An 18,002-nucleotide genomic window follows, 5' to 3' on the forward strand; every position below is an offset into this window, starting at 1 on the left:
GCCATGAGGAAGCGACACCGCCTCCAAAATCCAGAGCGGTTTCAAAACACACTCTGAGCTGTCTTTTCCGCGATTACCCCACGTTGAGGGGTGAAACGGTCGGAGGTGGACGGTTGCCGCCGCACCTGACGTCCGGCCCGCACCCCGGCTCGCCCTACCGGCCGCAGGCGAAGCGGAACAGGATCTCGGCGGCGGGTTCGAGCTGCGACAGGTCGATCCATTCGTCCTTGGTGTGCGCCTGTTCGATGTCGCCGGGGCCGAACACGACCACGGGAACGCCGGCGTTCGCCACCGTCGAGGCGTCCGTTCCGAACGGCACCGGGTGAACCGTGTGCTTCCCCACTACCGAGTCGATCGTCGCCCCGAGCCGCGTCACCAACTCGCCGGACAGCGCCGGGCTCAGCGGCGGGCACGCGGCGTGCGACTGCGTCAGCGTGAACGGGAAGTCGAACCCCCTGCCCTTCAAGAAGTCCGAGAGGTGCGCCGCCCCGGCCGCGGCGGTTTCGCCCGGGACCAGCCGGCGGTCCACGTCGACGCGGCACACGTCCGGGACGGTGTTCGCCGAGACGCCGCCGGTGATGCGGCCGACGGAAATGGTTCGCGGCCCGAGCACCGGGTCGGCCGGGAGCGCCCGCAGCTGTGCGGCGTACTCCTCGACCGCGGCGACGAGCCGGGCCATGCGGTAGATCGCGTTCACGCCGTTCTCGGGCCGCGAACTGTGGCACGCCCGGCCGGTCGTCTCCAGCACCCAGCGCACCACGCCCTTGTGCGCGTTCACGATGTTCAGCAGCGTCGGCTCGGCGACGATGGCGTAGTCCGCACGCACGCCCGACTTCATCAACTCTTGGATGCCGAGGAACGTGTGCTCCTCGTCCACGGTGAACGCCATGGTGACGGCGGCGCTGCCCGCGGGCCGCTCCGCCACGAGCCGGGCGAACGCGGCGAGCATGACCGCGCCGCCGGCCTTCACGTCGCACGCCCCGCGGCCGTAGAGCCTGCCGCCCTCGACCTTCGCGCCGAACGGCTCCACGATCATCTCGTCAACGGGAACCGTGTCCTGGTGCGCTTCGAACATCACCGAGAACGGGGCGGGGTGCGGCGGGGCGTAGGTGGCGACGAGGTTGTCGCGCCCGGGCCGCACCGTGTGCCGGCGGACGGCGCACCCGAGGTCCCGGAGCCGCGCTTCGAGGAAGTCGGTGACCCGCGACTCGTAGAGGAGGTCCGCGGGGATGTCGGTGCGGCCCATCGGGTTGACCGACGGCCGGCGGACGAGTTCGGCGAGCAGTTGGGGCAGTGGGAGCATGCCTCTCATTGAACCACAAACCGGCTCGGCCCGCTACCCGCGGCGTACCCGCGGTCACACGACGTAGCTGTCGGCGGCCGCACGAGCGTACGTCGCCTCCAAGTCGATCCGGACCGAGGCGTCGAGGGTGAGGGGCAACGGCACCGGGGGCAGCGGTTCGTCGATCGCGAGGAGGTGCTGCCAGACCGCCAGCATTCGCCCGCCGGTCGCAGCGGTCGCGCCGACCCGGTAGCTGACCGCGGACGGCGCGGCCGCGGACGGGAGCGTTTGCGCGAAGCTGGCCGCGATTAACTGGGGGAACGAGAACTCCAGTGGCCGCCGGTGGACGTCGACCAACAGCAGGTGGACGCCGCCCCGGAGGTAGCCCAGGTAGCGGCTCGCGTACTGTTCGCGTGCCGACGGGCGGTCCTTGTTCCGCGGCGAGATCAACTCGACCACGGCGACCAACCGGCCCTCGCGCTCCACCTGAATGGACGCGTCTTCTTCCAGGGTGGCGACGGCGACCTCCACGTCCGGTTCCGGGGTGGAGCCCGCCGCAGCCGGCCCGGTCGGGGGCGGGTGGGCCGAGCCGTTCGTGACCGCCACGTCCGGCTTCACGGGTGAGACGCCGACCGCGACGAGGGGACTCGACCCGATCACGGCCCGGTAGCCGGGCGGGAGGTCCCCGCGGAGTGACCGCGCGATCTCGGTCATCCAAAAGATGTGCATCCCCTCCCAGCCGGGTCGGTCGGTCCAGTCGTGGAGCGGCACGGGCTTACCTCCTCGGGCCGGCGGTTCGGGTCGTGAGCCGCACGGGTCACGGCCGGCGGTACAGTTTCGGCCGCCCGGCCCCGTCTTGCGTAAAACACCTCCCCAAGTGTAACCTCCGCGCGGGATCCGCGCTTCTCGTATCTCGGGGCGACTCATGGCCGGGGAACGGTACTTCGTCGGGCTGGACGTGGGCGGCACCACCATGAAGTGCGCCGTGGTCAACGACCACGGGCACCCGCTCTCGGCCCCCGCGGTCATGGACACGCACCCCGAGCGCGGGCAGGACGCCGGGCTCGAAACGATGTGCGAGACGATCCGCCGGGCCGTCGCGGCCGCGAACCTGACCCTCGACGACGTCACCGCCATCGGCGTCGCCACCCCCGGCCTCATGGACATCAAGGCCGGCCTCATCCTCGACCCGCCCAACCTCAAGCCGTGGAAGAACGTCCCGGTCCGGGACCACGTCAAGGGCGTGTTCAAGAAGCCCACCGCGTACCAGAACGACGCGAACGCGGCCGCCTACGGCGAGTTCTGGGTCGGGGCCGCCCAGGAGGCCAAGAGCATGGTGCTGTTCACCCTCGGCACCGGGGTCGGCGGCGGCATCATCATCAACGACGTCATTATCGAGGGCGAACACAGCCACGGCGGCGAACTCGGGCACCTCCGCATCGACACCCCCGACCGCGGCCGCATCTGCGGGTGCGGCGCCCGCGGGTGCCTGGAGGCCTACGCCAGCGCCACCAACGTCGTCCGCCGCGCCCGCGAGGACATGGCCGCGTACCGCGGGACCACGAAGCTCCGCCAGTACTACACCGCCAACGACGACGTGTTCACCGCCCGGGTCATCTTTGAACTCGCGATGGCCGGCGACGAACTGGCCATGAAGGTCGTCGACGACACCGCCTACTACCTGGCCCTCGGGGCGTCCGCCCTCATCGCCACCGTGGACCCGGACACCATCGTGTTCGGCGGCGGCATGGTCGCGGCCGGCGAGCGGTTCCGGTCGCTCATCGACGGCCACGTCAAGCGGTTCGGCCTCCCGTACCCCACCAAGTCCGTGAAAATCACCTTCGCCAGCCTGGGCTCCGACGCCGGGTTCATCGGCGCCGCCGGGTGCGCCCGACTCCTTGTGCAGCAAGCGAAGCCGGAGTGAGTCGGCACGCATTTCGCGGTTTCGGCCCGTCGTCCGAGCCCGAGCGCCGAGCGAGGGTCCACCCTCACCCCTCGCTCGGCGCTCGGGCTCGGACCGATCAGCAAGTCAGTTCACCGCCACCACCGTACCGGTCTTCACCGAATCGCACTCGCGGTGGCACAGCACGAGGGCGTCGCGTGCGAGCTGGCCCGACAGCAGGTCCGGTTCGGTGCCGCTCGCCACGCCGTCCACCGCCGTCTGAAGCTCGTCCGCGAAGGCACTGAGCGGGTCGCCCCCGCCCGCGAGCGTCGGTTGTTCGGACTTCCCGTCGGCCGTCAGCAGCGTCAGCGGCGTGCCGCCCGAGTCGTAGATCAGGCTCGCCCGTTCGAGGTAGATCTCGAAGCCGTGAGCGAACGGCCGGCCGCCCATCGCCACCGCCCCGCTCGAACACGTCACCGCCGGCCCGCCCGGCCCGTACAGGTAGGACGTCGTGAGGTAGGTGACCGCGTCCTTCTCCACCCTCCCGACCGAGAAGACCTGCTTCGGCACGCCGCAGACCAGCCCGATGAAGTGCGTGTCGTGAATGTGGAGGTCGACCGCGGGGCCGCCGGTCTTGGCCGCGTCGCCGATGTCGGCCGACCAGTCCGGCTTCGCGATCACCCGCTTGAAGTGCGCTGCGACCAACTTACCGTACCGCCCGCCGCGGACCGCCTCGGCCGCGAACTTGAACTCGGGGAAGAACGGCAGCACGTGGGCGACCATCAGTAACTTCCCCGACGCCTTCGCGGCCGCGACCATTGCGTCGGCGTCGGCCGTGGTCAGCGCGATCGCCTTCTCGACGAGGACGTGCTTCCCGGCCTCGAGCGCCTGGATCGCGAGCGGGGCGTGCTGGTCGGTCACCGTGCAAATGTCGATGAGGTCGATGTCCGGGTCGGCGAGGAGATCGGCGACGTTCGCGTACGCCTTGACGCCGGTGAGATCGACGTGCCCCGGTTCCGGTCCGAAGTTCCCGCGGGTGTTCCGCCAGTCGCCCGCGAGCTTCGCCGCGTCGCGACTACACACGGCCGCAACGGACCCGCCCCGGAGACGTTGCGACGCGAGGTAGTGAATCCGGCCCATGAAGCCGATCCCGACGATTCCGATCCTCACCATCCGCGTATCCCCTTGTTTTGCAGGGCATCTCCGAGTCCACCACCCCTACGGCCCCGTTGCTGGTGGTATCGCACCGTGCCGGTGATCGTGTCGTCCTTGGCGTGGTGGGCCGCGTCGGCGGCGGCTCCATTGACCTCGCCGCCCGCGTCCGTGCCACCCACCCGTCGATCACCCCCGACTGATCTGAGCGCCGAACGCGAACGTGGCCGGACAACCGCTTGGACTCGGTGTGGGTAATGAGGACGTGGGGATCGTTCCATGGCGCGGCCCCGTTCGGCAGCCAGCTCGCCGGCTGGCTCGCGGGGGTCGTCGGTGGTGACGGGGTCGGGGGCGCTGGTGCTACTCGGCGGGCGGTGTTCGCCACGCAACTCCCCCTCCTGCGGCAGCACGCCCGGCCCGAACCCGCTACCGCTTCGGCTTCGGGCCGGTCGCCCGACCGCCACCCGGGCCGGACGACCGCTCGTCCTTCGGCAGGACCGTCACGTTCTTCGACATCAGCTTTCCGGCCGCCGTCGTGTTCCGCGGGGCCGGCGGGGTGGCCGCCGCCTCGGCCGGCTTCTCCGGCTTCTCCCGCTTCTCCTGCTTCTCGCGCACGAACCGGGCCCGCTTCGGCTTCTCGGCCGCCGCCGGCCGGGCGGGGCGCTCCGCGACGACCTTGGCTGCTGCGGGCTCGGCGGCGGGCTCACGGGCCGCCGGGGCGGCCGGCGGCACCACCTCCGCGACCTCGTCCGCCACGTCCGCCTCCGCGGCGGCGGCCTTCGCCGCATCCGCTCTGGCCGCCCGGAGGGCCTGCTTCGCCGCCCTGGCTTCGACCGCTTTGGCCGCGGAGAGGGCCGCCTGCTCCTCTTCCAGTTTCTGCGCGTCCCGCCTCGACTTCTTCCCCATTGCACCGCTCCCGATGGCGAATAAAACCTCCTTTGTAGCCGATTCCCGCCCGCCGGAAAGGACCGGGCGGCCGCAGCGGGTACGGGGGCCGCGTCGTGCGGCCGAACCACGCCGATCTTTCGCGTGCCCCGGAGAATCCCACCAGCACGGGAACGGAAGCCGCCGCGGCCGAGAACGGGAGCCGTTACGCTCCCCTGGCGGGCGGTACACTATTCCTGTTTGGTCGGGCCACGCTCGACGGGATCGGCGGGAAGCGAAGGGTGGTAATTTTGTCCGACTCGACGCACGTCGGCGCCCACCCCTTCGCCGTACTTCGCCGAAAGATTCCGGGCGTCCGTGAGCGAATCTTGACCCCGCAACTCCACGAACTCGAAGCCGGTGGTTTCGTTCACCGGGAGGATTACGACGATCTGCCGCCCGAGGTCGAGTACCCGCTGGCCGACTCCGGCAAGACCCTTTGCCCCATCTCCGAGGTCACGCGCGAGTGGGCCTGCCACACGCGGGGGCTATTGACGGATACAAAGAGGTCCGCGGCGTGAGGGTGACGCCACCGGGCGCCGTTCGGACGATCAACGGGACCGCACAGGAGCCGACATGCGCGACACCTCGACGCCGCTGCCCGTGGTGAGCGAACTCACCCTCCCCCTCGAACGGGATGTGTTCCTTCGGACGCTCCTGAGGCACCTAGCGGGGACGTTGCAGAAGGTGGTCGGCCTGGAGGAAGCGTCCGGGTTCGTCAGCGTCGTCGGCCAGGAGATCGGCGACGAGATCAACCACGCCTACAAGAGCGCCCTGGGCGTGGAGGCCCTGAGTCGGGGGCAAGTGGCCGAAGTCCTGGTGGACCTCAAGCGCCGCATCCGGGGCGAGTTCTACGTCATCGAGCAGGACGAGGAGAAGATCGTGCTGGGCAACCGGGCGTGCCCCTTCGCCGAGAAGGTCGTCGGTCGCCCCGCCCTGTGCATGATGACCTCGAACGTCTTCGGCAGCATTGCGGCCGACAACCTCGGCTACGCCAAGGTCAGCATCGAACAGGCCATTGCCCGGGGCGATCCGGGCTGCCGGGTCGTGGTGTACCTCAAGCCAACGGCACAAGCCGGAGCGGCGCAGGGGCGGGAATACTTCAAGGGATGACAGGGCACGCCGTGACACCCGAGCAGTTCCTCACCTTCGCCGACCCGCTCCCGGAGCCGATGCTCCTCCTGACGGGCAGCGGCCTCGTCCTCGCCGGCAACCGGGCCGTCGAGAAGCGGCTGGGCGTTGCGGTGCACGAGGTCCGGGGGAAGAACCTGGCCGCCGTCGTGGCCGACCCGCCCGACGAGGTGGCGCACTACCTTCGGGCCTGTTCCCGCACCCGCTCGCTGGTCCTCGGCTCGCTCGCGCTCCTCGCGCCGGGCGGGGGCGTTGAGTGCCGGGCGGAGGGGACGCTGCTGAGTCCGCGTACGGAAGGGTCGGGAGCCGTCCTCATGCTCCGGCTGGTTCCGAAGGAATCGGCGGTCGGGCGGTTCGTCGCCCTCAACCAGCGGATCGCGGACCTCGGCAGGGAGGTCCACCGCCGCGAGGCCGCCGAAGCCGCCGCCCGGCAGGAGGCGGAGCGGCTGCGGGTGACGCTCCACAGCATCGGGGACGGCGTCATTGTTACCGACGCCGAGGGGCGGGTCCGGCTCCTCAACCCGGTCGCCCAGGCGATGACCGGGTGGGCGCTCGACGTGGCGACCGGTGCGCCCCTGCCGGAAGTGTTCCACATCGTCAACGAGGACACCCGCCGGCCGGTCGAGAACCCGGCCCTGCGGGCGCTCCGGGACGGCGTGATCGTCGGGCTGGCGAACCACACCGTCCTGATCGCCCGGGACGGCACGGAGCGCCCCATCGACGACAGCGCCGCCCCCATCCGGGACGCCGGGGGCAGCGTCATCGGGAGCGTGCTGGTGTTCCGGGACATCAGCGAGCGGAAGCGGGGCGAGACCGCCGTGCGGCAGAGCGAGCAGCGGTTCCGCCAGCTCGCCGACGCCATGCCGCAGATCGTCTGGACCGCCCTGCCGGGCGGCGACATCGACTACATGAACCGCCGCTGGACCGGGTTCACCGGGCTGCCGGAGTCCCTGGGGAACGAGGGCTGGGGCCAGATCCTTCACCCCGAGGACGCCCCGCCCGCCACCGAGCGCTGGGCGGCGTCCGTCCGAACTGGCACGCCGTTCGAGATGGAGGTGCGGCTGCTGGACCTGCGGCAGCGGACCTACCGCTGGCACCTCATCCGGACGGTGGCGGTCCGCGACGAGGCGGGGAACATCGCCCGCTGGTTCGGAACCGCCACGGACATCCACGAGCAGAAGCGGGCCGCGGAGGCGTCCCGGTACCTGGCCGCGGCCAGCGCCGCCCTGGCCGGGGTGGTGGACTACGAGAGCACGTTGCAGAAGGTCGCGAACCTGGCCGTCCCGTACTTCGCCGACTGGTCGGCCGTGGACGTGGCGGGCGCCGACGGCACGCTGCGGCGGCTGGCCGTCTCGCACCAGGACGCCGCCAAGGTCGCCCTGGCCCACGAGTTGATGCGGAACTACCCGCCGGGCCCGGACGCGCCGACCGGCGGGTACGCCGTCCTCCGCACGGGGCGGCCGGAACTCGTCGCCGACATCACCGACGAGATGCTGGTGCGGGGGGCGAGGGACGAGCGGCACCTGGGCCTGATCCGCTCGCTCGGGCTGCGGTCGTACCTGTGCGTCCCCCTGGTCGTGTCGGGCCGGCCGTTCGGCGTTCTGACGTTCGCCACGGCCGAGTCGGGGCGGGCCTACACGGCCGGGGACCTCGCCCTGGCGGTCGACCTGGCGCAACGGGCCGGGGTCGCCGTCGAGAACACCCACCTGTACCAGGCGCTCCGCGAGGCCGACCGGCGGAAGGACGAGTTCCTGGCGACCCTCGCCCACGAGCTCCGCAACCCGCTGGCCCCGATCCGCAACGCCCTCCAGATCCTCAAGCTGCCGCGGGTCGATGCCACCACGGTCGAACGGTCCCGGGACATGATGGAGCGACAGGTCCACCACCTCGTGCGGCTGGTGGACGACCTCCTGGACGTGTCCCGGGTGATGCGGGGCAAGATCGAACTCCGCAAGGAGCGGATCGAACTCGCCACCGTCGCCGCCCGTGCCGTCGAGACGGTGCAGCCCCTCATCGACGCCCAGGGCCACGACTTGAAGGTGCTGCTCCCCCCCGACCCCCTCCCGCTCCACGCCGACCCGGTGCGGATGGCCCAGGTCGTCGGCAACCTCCTGACGAACGCGGCCAAGTACACGGAACCGGGCGGGCGCATCTGGCTCACCGCCGAGCGGGAGGGCGGCGAGGCCGTGCTGCGGGTGCGGGACAGCGGCATCGGAATCGCCCCGAACATGCTGCCCCGCATCTTCGAGTTGTTCGTGCAGGTGGACCACGCCTCCACGAAGGCCCAGGGCGGTCTAGGCATCGGGCTGACCCTGGTGAAGAACCTGGTCGAGATGCACAACGGGTCGGTCGCGGCCCGGAGCGCCGGGTTGGGCCGGGGGAGCGAGTTCGTGGTTCGGCTGCCGGTCGCGGTGCAGGGACCCGAACAAGCCCAGGCCCAAGGTACGGGGGAGCAACAACATGCGGCGGTGCCCTCGGGGCACCGCCTGTTGATCGTGGACGACAACCGGGACGCCGCCGACAGCCTCGCCGTGCTGCTCGAACTCCAGGGCCACGAGGTCCGGGTGGCGCACAACGGCCCGGCCGCGCTGGAGGTCACGAAGGGATACAGGCCGGACGTGGTGTTCCTGGACATCGGGATGCCGGGGATGGACGGGTACGAAGTGGCCCGCCGGTTGCGCCAGCAGCCCGGCCTGGAGAACGTGGTGCTAGCGGCGCTGACCGGGTGGGGGCAGAAGGAGGACCGCCGCCGCACGGCGGACGCCGGATTCAATCACCACCTCGTGAAGCCGCCGGAACCGAAGGCGGTGGCGGGCGTGCTGGCCGAGGTGAAGCGAGCAGGGGCCCGTTAATCGCGGGCGGCGGGCCGCGCCCGCGAAAACGGAGCGAGCCGAACACGAACGGCCCCGTGGGTACAGAGCCGGCAGGTTACCGGCCGCGTCGTCACCGGGGTTCCCACCCGAGGGTCTTCGACGAGCCGGTGCCCAACGACGCCCAGTAGTTCCCGCACCGGCGTCCGTGTTCAGTACGGCGTGACGGGCAGCGCGTTGCCGGGGATCGCGGTTCCGGCCGGCGGGCGCACGGCCGCGTGGGCGTGAAGGACCTCCGCGGCCCGGGTCGAGTCGCCCCCGCGGACGGTGACGACGACCCGGCCGGCCTCCAGTTCGCCCGCGTACCACCGGGCGTCCTCCTCCGGCACGCCCAGGCCGGCCAGCCCGCCGACGACCGTGCCGACCGCGGCCCCGGACCCGGCGCTGGCGATGAGCGCGACGAGCCATCCGCCCGCGACGACCGGGCCGAGCGGGGACATCAGACCCGCGGCGATGGCCGCGCCCAGTCCCAGCCCGGCCAGCCCGCCGGCCGCGGCCCCGATCCCGGCACCTTCCTCCCAGCGGGTGTGCGTCGGGTCGTTCGGCAACCCGGACCGCTCGCCCTGCGGCGGCACCGTGTTCGGTCCGAGGACGCCGATCTGATCGTCGCGGTAGCCGCACCGGCGCAGCTCGTACACCGCACGGTGGGCCGCGGCGTAGTCGGGGAACACCCCGATCGCCGTGATCACCTCGGAACCGCTCGCACCGACGCCCGTGTTGGCAGGGGTCATGACTTCCTCTGGTGTAGTGCCGGCCCTTGTGATCCCGCGGTCCGGCCGGCATCGGCCACGGGGTGCCTTCACTCCCCGGGAGCGGCGGCAGGGCCGGCGATGAGCACGCCCCGGGTGAACTGGGCACGGCCCGCGCCCGCCGCGTCGGCGGTGGCAAGGTGGGCGGTCACGGTGCGGGGCCCCGGAAGGATCGGAGGGCCCGGGCGGCGCGCCGCGGCCGCGTACCGAATCACAGGCCGGGTGCCGGTGACGGGGAGGTGCGGGGGAACTGTACCCCGCCCAGGGACGGGTTCGGGCCGGCTCCCATCACCGCCCCGCCGATCGCCGCGGCCATCGACAGCGCGACCCCGGCGAACGACCACCACGCCGCTGCGGCCGACACGTCCTGTACCCGCGCCGCGGTCGGCATCTCGGCCCGCATCTGGTTGACCTGGGCGTCGGTCAGGTTCGCCCGCCGCGCCGCCTGCTCCCAGTTCTCCGACTGGGGCGCCGCGTTGGCCGCCACGTTCATCGACCCGACGGCCATGGTCGCGCCGGTGCGGAGCACCGAGCCGGTGGCCCACAGGATCATGGCGAAGGCCGCGCCCCACATGACGACCCCGTACACCACCGCCTCCGCCCGCGACTCGCCGGTCGTGAACCGGCTGACCACGCACCCGCCGCACAGGAACGCGACCAGGGCGGTGGCGACCGCCCAGACCCCCGCGCCGGTCGCGATCGTGTCGCGCGAGGCGGCATCGGCCGACGAGACCCCGACCGCCACGCCCAGCGTGCTCAGCAGCACGAACACCGCGAGCGTCACGAACAGGCCCGCCAGCAGCGCCCCCCAACTGATCCGGCTGAACACGGGAGCCGCGTCCCGGGTGCCGACCGCTTCCATCGTTGCCATGGAGTGTCCTCCTGATAGGTGTCCGGCACCGGAGTCGCCGGTGCCACCTGATTGCCTGCAACACCGGTGCCCGGCCCGAAACCGGGCGCGCCCCGGGAAGTCGGGAACTGCCCGTCACCGATCCCCCGACACCGGGATCGCGGCGAATCGGCCGCCGACCGCACCGGCCCGGGGGTGGCTGAACGGGGCAAGGCCGGCCCCTGGCTGGGACGTTCAGCGGTCCCGTCGCTGAGCAAGTTCTGACCCGCGGGCGATGACGCACCCTGGCCGTGCGGCGGAGGGTGCGGGGGTGCGGTGTTCCCCCACGTGAAGAAGCTGATGGACACCGCCCGCGTTGAGTCCCTGGACCCGCGGTTCGGCAACGTGCTGCTCGAACGGTCCTCTCCGCGGCCCTCGAGGTCCCGGGAAGGACACGTTATCGGTCGGGTGGATCCGCCGTCGAAAGCCCGGTCAACAAGTTCTTCGACCCGACCGGGGAGGGCGAGGTGGGCAAGGACGCGCGCGGCCCGTGGAACGAGGGGGGCGAGTGGGCGTTCGGGGGGGCTCCGGCGTTCGCCGGCCCCAAGAATGGGAAGACGGGGCCGGGTCCTTACTCGACGCGGGCCTGTACCCACCGAGGCAGTGGGACGAGGCCCACGACCGGGGCCGGCCACTACCCCGGTGGTTTTTGGGCCGGGGCGGGAACGTCGAAGTCCCGGGTGCTGTCCGCGGCCGGGAACTCGACGGCTTCGACGCGCGGGGCGGGGAGCAGCGGCTTGCCGTCGAGCGAGTCCCCGAACGGGGTGCCGCTCATCGGGGTGATCCGGACGACGTACGCCCCGCCGACGACCCCGAGCCCGGGTTCCGTCTGGTAGCGCCCGTTCCTGATTCGGACCACGCTCCCGGGGCCGTTGTTGCCCTTGGCTGAGTCCGGTTCGAACACGATCTCCCCGGCGGGAACCGGGCGACCGCCCAGCGTGACCGCCCCGGACACCGAGTACCGCTTCGCCCCGCCGTCGGCGCACCCCACGGCGGGCGCGGCGACCAGGGCGACGAGGACCGCACGGACGAGGTGGCACACGCTCACGGCGCACCTCCGAGCGGCAGCCCGTCGTTCCGGACGGCGAGTTGCTGGTAGGTCGCGAGTGCGATCGTGTCGGACACGAACCGCACCGAGCCGTCGCACATCACGAAGTTGCACCCGCCCGTGTGGAAGCTGCCGAACAGCCGCGAGAAGTTGCTGAGCTGGTCGGCGTTCCCGCCGTTGGTGGTGATCGAGTTGATCTGCAGCACCGCCGCGGCGACCCCGTACGGGTTCCCGAACTCTTGCAGGTTCGTGCCCGACGCCCACCCGACGTGGATGCCGTCGCTACGCCCGGTCGGGGTCGTGCAGTACTTCGTTTCCCCGACCAGGAACGTGTTCGTGGTGCCATCGGTGATGTCGCGGATGGCGGTGGCCGAGTTGAGGTACAGGGTGCCGTTGCGGAAGAACATGCGGTTGCCGCCGACCGTCGAGCAGAAGTCGGGCGTCGTGGCCGCAGGGGGCGTCCCGCCGCCTTGGACCCCGTGGTAGTTGGTGTTGTTGACGCCCGGACCCGAGTTCGGGTCCGACGGACACTGGAACCTGGCGTTCGGCCGCGCGAACGCGGCCTGGTTGTTGGCGTTCGTGCTGGGGACGTTCGAACTCGTCGTGAAGTTCGCGGTGAGGGTGAACGTGTTGAACCTCGCGCCCTCCTCCAGGTACGGAAGGATCATCACCGTCCAGGGGGCGCGTGAGTTGGCCACGTCGCCAGGGTTCGCGGGGTTCCCGCACCAGTTCGTGGCGGTCGCGTAGTTCGGGTTCAGGGCGTTGCTCACCCCGGACGGGAACTTACTGTTCACGTCGTGGTGGTTGTGCAGGGCGAGGCCGATCTGCTTCATGTTGTTCTGGCACTTCATGCGCGCGGCGGCCTCGCGCACCTTCTGGACCGCGGGGAGCAGCAGGCCGATCAGGACCGCGATGATCGCGATGACAACGAGCAGTTCAATGAGCGTGAAGCCGGCGGCGAGCCGGCGCGGGCGGAGAGACATTCCAACCTCCGGGAGAATGGAGCCGAACGACGACGTGAACGGAATAAAAGTCCGTTGTCAGAGAGCGGGTCCGGCTCCGATTGGACGGGGTTTTCTCGCACACCAGCGGTCGCGGGTCCGGCCGGCGGCCCGCGTGCCCCCCCCGGCCGACCTCCGAATGGTGCCACCCGGGAAACTTCATGGCCGGCAGCGCCGCGATTACCGAAAACAAACTCGGTCCAATCCCGACGGTCGGCCGTTAGGTTCGTTCGCTCGCGGAGAACGTGTTCATGGGGGCCACCTCCGACTCGACGACGAGCCTGACGCTGCTGGGCCGGCTCCGCCGCGACCCCGGCGACCAGGGGGCGTGGAACGCGTTCGTCGACCGGTACGGGGGCCGTGTGTACGCCTGGTGCCGGCGGTGGGGGCTGCAGGAGGCCGACGCCAGCGACGTGACCCAGAACGTGATGCTCGAACTGGCCCGGCAGATGGGCTCGTTCGAGTACCGGCCCGGGGGCAGCTTCCGCGGGTGGCTCAAGACGATCGCGTTCCGGGCGTGGCGCGACTTCCTCGCGTCCCGCAAGCGGGTCCCGTCGGACGGGTACGACGCGGTGATCGAGCAACTCGCGGACCCGGGGGCCGCCGACGACCTGTTCCGCCGGCTCGAAGAGGAGGCCGAGCGGGAGACGCTCGAAGTGGCGATGGGGGCCGTCCGGCTCCGGGTCCACCCGCACACCTGGCGGGCGTTCGAACTCACCGCCGTCGAGGGGAAGTCCGGGGCCGAAGCGGCCGCGGAACTCGGAATGCAAGTGGGGGCCGTGTGGGTCGCCCGCAGCAAGGTCCAGCGGTTCCTCCGGGACGAGGTCCGCCGGCTCGAGGGCGACGCGGACGGTCCGTGACCCCGCCCCGCCCGCCGCGAACTCACCCGCTCCCCGGAGGCACCGCCGTGACCCCCTGTCCCCCGGCGGAGCGGTTGGCCGCCCTCCTCGACGAGCCCGTTCCCGGTGCCCAATCCGCCGTCATCGAGCGCCACCTCGGCGACTGCCCGCGCTGCCAGCAGACGCTCCTCGGGCTCGCGGTCGAGACCACCGAACTCCAGCGCCATGACCGATTGCTCCGCCCCGACGCGGCCGATGCCGGCGCGCCGCCCGAACTGCTCTCGCGGTTGAAGCAGGGGTGGGCGTCGGTCGCCCGGCCCCGGCCCGCCCCCGAGCCGGGGCCGCCCCCGCTCGTCCCGGGGTACGAGATCGAGGGCGAGTTGGGCCGCGGGGGGATGGCGGTGGTGTACCGCGCCCGGCACGTCGACCTGAACCGCCCCGTCGCCCTGAAGGTCGTCCTGGCCGGCCGCCACGCCTCGCCCGAACTCCGCGCCCGGTTCCGCCGCGAGGCCGAGGCCGTGGCGCGGCTCCGGCACCCCGGCGTCGTCCAGGTGTACGACGTCGGCGAGTACGACGGCCTGCCGTACCTCGCGATGGAACTGGTCGAGGGCGGCACCCTCAGGGACCGGTTCCGCGGCGCGGCACTGGCCCCGGCCGCGGCCGCGGAACTGATCGAGGCGCTGGCGCTGGCGGTCCACGCGGCCCACCTGGCCGGCGTCGTCCACCGCGACCTGAAGCCCGCGAACATCCTCGTCGGGCGCGGCGACGCGACCGAGCCGAAGGTCGCCGATTTCGGTCTGGCGCTCCACGGCGACGCGGCCGACGGGTGGACCCGAACCGGGGACGTGCTCGGCACGCCGCAGTACATGGCCCCCGAGCAGGCCCAGGGCCGCCGGGCCGACGTGGGGCCGGGCACCGACGTCCACGCCCTCGGGGTCATCCTGTACGAGGCCCTCACCGGCCGCACCCCGTTCGCGGGCGGGGACGAGGTCGCCACCCTGCTCCGCGTGAGCTTCGACGAGGCGGTGCCGCCGCGGCGGGCGCGGCCCTCGGTCCCCCGCGACCTCGAAACGGTCTGCCTCAAGTGCCTCCGCAAGGCCCCGGCCCAGCGGTACGCCTCGGCCCTGGACCTCGCTGCGGACCTGCGCCGGTTCCTCGCGGGCGAGCCGATCCGCGCCCGGCCCGTGACCGGCCGCGAGCGCCTGGCCAAGTGGGCGCGGCGGAACCCGGGCGTCGCGGCGCTCATGGGCCTGGTCGCGGCCGTGACCCTCGCCGGGTTCGCGGGCGTCACGGCCGCGATGCTCGACGCCCGCACGGCCCGCGACGAGGAGGCCCGGCAGCGGGGCCGCGCCGAGGGCGCGCTCGACCGGTCCGAGCGGAGCGTGTACCTGGGCAACATTGCACAGGCCCGGTCGCAGTGGCTCCTCAAAAACGTCGGGGCCGCCGGGCGCCTGCTGGAGCGGTGCCCGCCGGAGCGGCGCGACTGGGAGTGGCACTACCTCCGCAACCTGAACCACGGCGACCTCCTCACCGGTCCCGACGCGGCCCCCTGGGCGACCGGCGTGGCGTACAGCCCCGACGGCCGCTGGCTCGCGAGCTGCGGGGGCGACCCGATCGCCGCGCCCGAGACCGGCACCGTTCGGGTACTCGACGCCGCAACGGGGCGGCCCCGGTGGCGCGCGGCGGTCCCGCACCTGGCCCGGTGCGTCGCGTACAGCCCCGACGGCCGAACGATCGCCGTGGGGGGCGAGAACTGGCGGGGGGGCGGCGGGTTCGTCCAGCTCCGGGACGCGGCGACCGGCGGCGTGGTCCGCGAGTTCCCGGGCCAGGCCGCCGACGGGGCGCACGGGGTCGCCTTCAGCCCCGACGGCCGGCTCTTGGCCGCGGCGCACGACACGCACCCAGTGCGGGTCTACGACGCGGCGACGGGCACCGAGGCGTACCGCGCCTCGCCCACCCGCCTGGGCCGCGCCGCGTTCACCCCGGACAACCGCTTCCTCGTGCTCGACGGCCCGAACGGGCTCGAACTCCGCTCCGCGGCCGGGGGGCACCTGGTCCGGGCGTTCCCCGAGGTCCAGGGGGCGGTCGCGGTCAGCCCCGACGGCGCGCGGCTGGTGGCGCTGGCCGACGACCAGATTTCGATCTGGGACGTCACCGCGGGCGCGGGCGACGGGGTGACGGTGGCACTGGCGAAGTCGTTCTCCGGGAACGACGGCCGGGTGACGGCGGCGGCGTTCCGGCCCGACGGGCAGGCCGTCGCGACCGCCGGCACCGACGGGACGGTCCGGGTCCGCGAACTGGGAACGAACCGCGACCCGGTCGTGTACCGCGGGCACACCGGGCGCGCCACCGCGGTCGCGTTCCACCCGGACGGGCGGTCCCTGGCCTCGGCCGCGGTGCAACCCGGGGAGGTCAAGGTGTGGGACGGCACCCGCGGGGCCGAGTTCGTCGAGGCCGCGTCGTTCGCCGCGGGCCGCCGCGACGTCGCTGCGGTCGGGTTCGCCGGGGGCGGCCGCGAGGCACTGGTGCTGAGCCTCGGCGGCATCCTCCGGCGGTGGGATGATCGCACCGGCGGCACGACCGGGTGCGACCTGCCGTGCTCGAACACCTGGTTGGTGCCCGCCGCACCGAGCGCGTTCTCCGCCGACGGCACCCGGCTCGCCGCGGTCGGTGACGGGAACCTGGTAGTCCTGGTGCTCGAAACGGCAACGGGGCGGGAGGTCGCGTCGCTGCGGGGCCACACCGTCCGCGTGCGGTACGTGGCCTGCGACCGCGAGGGCCGCCACGTCGCTACCGCCGCCGACGGGGTCCGCGACGGTCGCATCGTCCGCGAGTTGAAGGTGTGGGACGCCGCGACCGGCCGCACCGTCCGCGAGGAATCGTCCGCCGACGAGGTCACCGACGCGGTCGCGCTCAGCCCGGACGGGGGGGAACTGTTAGAAGCTCGCCGCGGCTTCGACCGCTCCGCCGAGGGGCGGCTCGCCGCCCGACCCGGGAGCGCGACACTGACCGTGGTCCCGCTCTCCGGCGGCCCCGCACGGGCGCTGCCGGTGCCCGGCGACGGAGTCACGGCCGCGGCGTTCAGCCCCCGGGGGCGGTACGTCGCCGCGGCCGGGGACGGGGGCGTCCGCGTGTGGGCGCGCGACGGGTCGCCGCTGCACGAGGGACCGCTCCCCGTGCCGGGGCAACTCGGCGACCTGGCGTTCAACCCGGACGAGACGCGGCTCGCCGGCGTCACCCGTGAGCGGGTTCAGGTGTGGGACGTGGCGTCGGGTCAGGACGTGCTGTTCCTCCGCGGGGCCGGCCCGCGGCCCGGGGACAACGGGTTCAACCCGCGGGTCGCGTGGTCCGGCGACGGGGCGAAGTTGATCGCGTCGAACTGGGACCGGACCGCAACCGTGTGGGACGCGACCGACGCCTCGGCCCCGGCGGGCAAGGCGGCCCTCGCGGCGCAGGCCGCGGGCCGGGCGTTCGCCTGGCACCAGGCCCGGGCCGAAGGGTCCAGTGCGGCACCGTTTGCCTTCGCGTTCCACCGCGACCGGGCGCTCGCAGTTGGCAACCTGTCGCCCCTGGAGCGGGAACAGCGGGGCGACCTCCTGGCCCGGTCCCGGCGCTGGGCCGAGGCCCGCGCCGATTACGCGACCCTGTTCCCCGGCGACGGGATACAGAGTCCGCGAACGACGGAGGCGTACGCGGCGCTCCTGCTGAAAGCGGGCGACGCAGCGGGCTACCGCGGCCTGCGCGCCGAGGTACTCGCGAAGCGCACCCGGGACGGCGACGCGGCGGACCCGTACCCGACGCTCCGGCTCGGCGGCCTGCTCCCGACGGGCTCCGAAGAGTCCGCCCGCCTCGTCGCGCTCGCAAAGCGGTACCACGCGGCGCACCCGCTCCGGGAGACCTCCTGGGAGTGTCTGGGGCTGGCGCACTTCCGGGCCGGGGACCACGCCGCCGCCCGACAGGCACTCACCCGCGCGAAAGAGTTGTTCCGCGACAGCCCGGCGGCGACCACCCAGGTGCTTCTCGCGCTCCTCGCGCTGAGGGAGGGGAAGCGCGACGAGGCCGCCCCCCTCCTGGCCCAGGTTGATGCGTGGCTCGCGGACCAGCAGAGGTGGTTCCTTCCCGCCCCGCCGCCGCCGGAGACGTGGGACTGGGTGGCGACCCTCCAGGTCGAACTCTTGCGGGCCGAGGCCGAGGCGCTGCGGGTGGGCGACCCGAAGCGCCCGTGACCGACGACG

Annotated in this window: 14 protein-coding genes; 6 read left to right on the forward strand and 8 right to left on the reverse strand. The window is 72.6% G+C overall.

Features of this window, described 5'->3' with window-relative positions; translation table 11 throughout:
* Positions 1-154 precede the first annotated feature (154 nt).
* Positions 155-1,303, reverse strand: a complete 1,149-nt coding sequence (locus ACTIGN_RS19990) for a M20 family metallopeptidase (RefSeq protein ID WP_439627056.1) — start codon at positions 1,301-1,303, stop codon at positions 155-157.
* A gap of 54 nt (positions 1,304-1,357) precedes the next feature.
* Positions 1,358-2,053 (reverse strand): DUF4058 family protein, encoded by a 696-nt coding sequence (locus ACTIGN_RS19995; protein WP_439627058.1) that lies wholly within the window; start codon positions 2,051-2,053, stop codon positions 1,358-1,360.
* 154 nt (positions 2,054-2,207) lie between these two features.
* On the opposite strand from ACTIGN_RS19995, the gene ACTIGN_RS20000 reads away from it, so the two are divergent.
* Positions 2,208-3,206, forward strand: coding sequence for an ROK family protein (locus tag ACTIGN_RS20000; protein WP_439627060.1), 999 nt, complete (start codon positions 2,208-2,210; stop codon positions 3,204-3,206).
* Between the two features lie 105 nt (positions 3,207-3,311).
* Here ACTIGN_RS20000 and ACTIGN_RS20005 read toward each other — a convergent pair whose 3' ends face one another.
* Positions 3,312-4,337, reverse strand: coding sequence for a Gfo/Idh/MocA family protein (locus ACTIGN_RS20005; RefSeq protein WP_439627062.1), 1,026 nt, complete (start codon positions 4,335-4,337; stop codon positions 3,312-3,314).
* A gap of 405 nt (positions 4,338-4,742) precedes the next feature.
* On the reverse strand, positions 4,743-5,222 hold the full coding sequence (locus ACTIGN_RS20010; protein WP_439627064.1) for a hypothetical protein: 480 nt from the start codon (positions 5,220-5,222) through the stop codon (positions 4,743-4,745).
* Positions 5,223-5,317: 95 nt separating this feature from the next.
* Here ACTIGN_RS20010 and ACTIGN_RS20015 point away from each other — a divergent pair, with 95 nt between their 5' ends.
* The 3 genes from ACTIGN_RS20015 to ACTIGN_RS20025 are packed head-to-tail and all read left to right on the forward strand — an operon-like array spanning position 5,318 to position 9,223.
* The gene (locus ACTIGN_RS20015; RefSeq protein WP_439627066.1) at positions 5,318-5,761 is read left to right on the forward strand and encodes a winged helix-turn-helix transcriptional regulator; all 444 of its coding nucleotides are present in this window, start codon (positions 5,318-5,320) and stop codon (positions 5,759-5,761) included.
* A gap of 55 nt (positions 5,762-5,816) precedes the next feature.
* Entirely contained in the window at positions 5,817-6,353 is a 537-nt protein-coding gene (locus ACTIGN_RS20020; RefSeq protein ID WP_439627068.1) for a methanogen output domain 1-containing protein, read from the forward strand.
* Positions 6,350-9,223, forward strand: coding sequence for a PAS domain S-box protein (locus tag ACTIGN_RS20025; protein ID WP_439627070.1), 2,874 nt, complete (start codon positions 6,350-6,352; stop codon positions 9,221-9,223). The genes ACTIGN_RS20020 and ACTIGN_RS20025 overlap by 4 nt, the downstream gene beginning before the upstream one ends.
* A 170-nt stretch (positions 9,224-9,393) precedes the next feature.
* Here ACTIGN_RS20025 and ACTIGN_RS20030 read toward each other — a convergent pair whose 3' ends face one another.
* The 4 genes from ACTIGN_RS20030 to ACTIGN_RS20045 all read right to left on the reverse strand — a co-directional run bounded on the left by ACTIGN_RS20030 (position 9,394) and on the right by ACTIGN_RS20045 (position 12,910).
* On the reverse strand, positions 9,394-9,972 hold the full coding sequence (locus ACTIGN_RS20030) for a general stress protein (RefSeq protein WP_439627072.1): 579 nt from the start codon (positions 9,970-9,972) through the stop codon (positions 9,394-9,396).
* Between the two features lie 229 nt (positions 9,973-10,201).
* Positions 10,202-10,861 (reverse strand): hypothetical protein, encoded by a 660-nt coding sequence (locus ACTIGN_RS20035; RefSeq protein WP_439627074.1) that lies wholly within the window; start codon positions 10,859-10,861, stop codon positions 10,202-10,204.
* Between the two features lie 652 nt (positions 10,862-11,513).
* Complete coding sequence (locus ACTIGN_RS20040) at positions 11,514-11,927, reverse strand: hypothetical protein (RefSeq protein WP_439627076.1); 414 nt, start codon at positions 11,925-11,927, stop codon at positions 11,514-11,516.
* Positions 11,924-12,910, reverse strand: a complete 987-nt coding sequence (locus tag ACTIGN_RS20045; protein WP_439627078.1) for a DUF1559 family PulG-like putative transporter — start codon at positions 12,908-12,910, stop codon at positions 11,924-11,926. The genes ACTIGN_RS20040 and ACTIGN_RS20045 overlap by 4 nt, the downstream gene beginning before the upstream one ends.
* 269 nt (positions 12,911-13,179) lie before the next feature.
* Here ACTIGN_RS20045 and ACTIGN_RS20050 point away from each other — a divergent pair, with 269 nt between their 5' ends.
* Together ACTIGN_RS20050 and ACTIGN_RS20055 are read left to right on the forward strand one after the other, a co-directional pair.
* A complete protein-coding gene (locus tag ACTIGN_RS20050; RefSeq protein ID WP_439627080.1) occupies positions 13,180-13,788 on the forward strand; it encodes an RNA polymerase sigma factor in 609 nt (202 codons plus the stop codon).
* A gap of 47 nt (positions 13,789-13,835) precedes the next feature.
* Positions 13,836-17,993, forward strand: a complete 4,158-nt coding sequence (locus ACTIGN_RS20055) for a protein kinase domain-containing protein (RefSeq protein WP_439627082.1) — start codon at positions 13,836-13,838, stop codon at positions 17,991-17,993.
* The last annotated feature ends 9 nt before the right edge of the window (positions 17,994-18,002 follow it).

It is taken from the genome of Gemmata sp., from assembly GCF_051859125.1.
GTDB lineage: Bacteria > Planctomycetota > Planctomycetia > Gemmatales > Gemmataceae > Gemmata.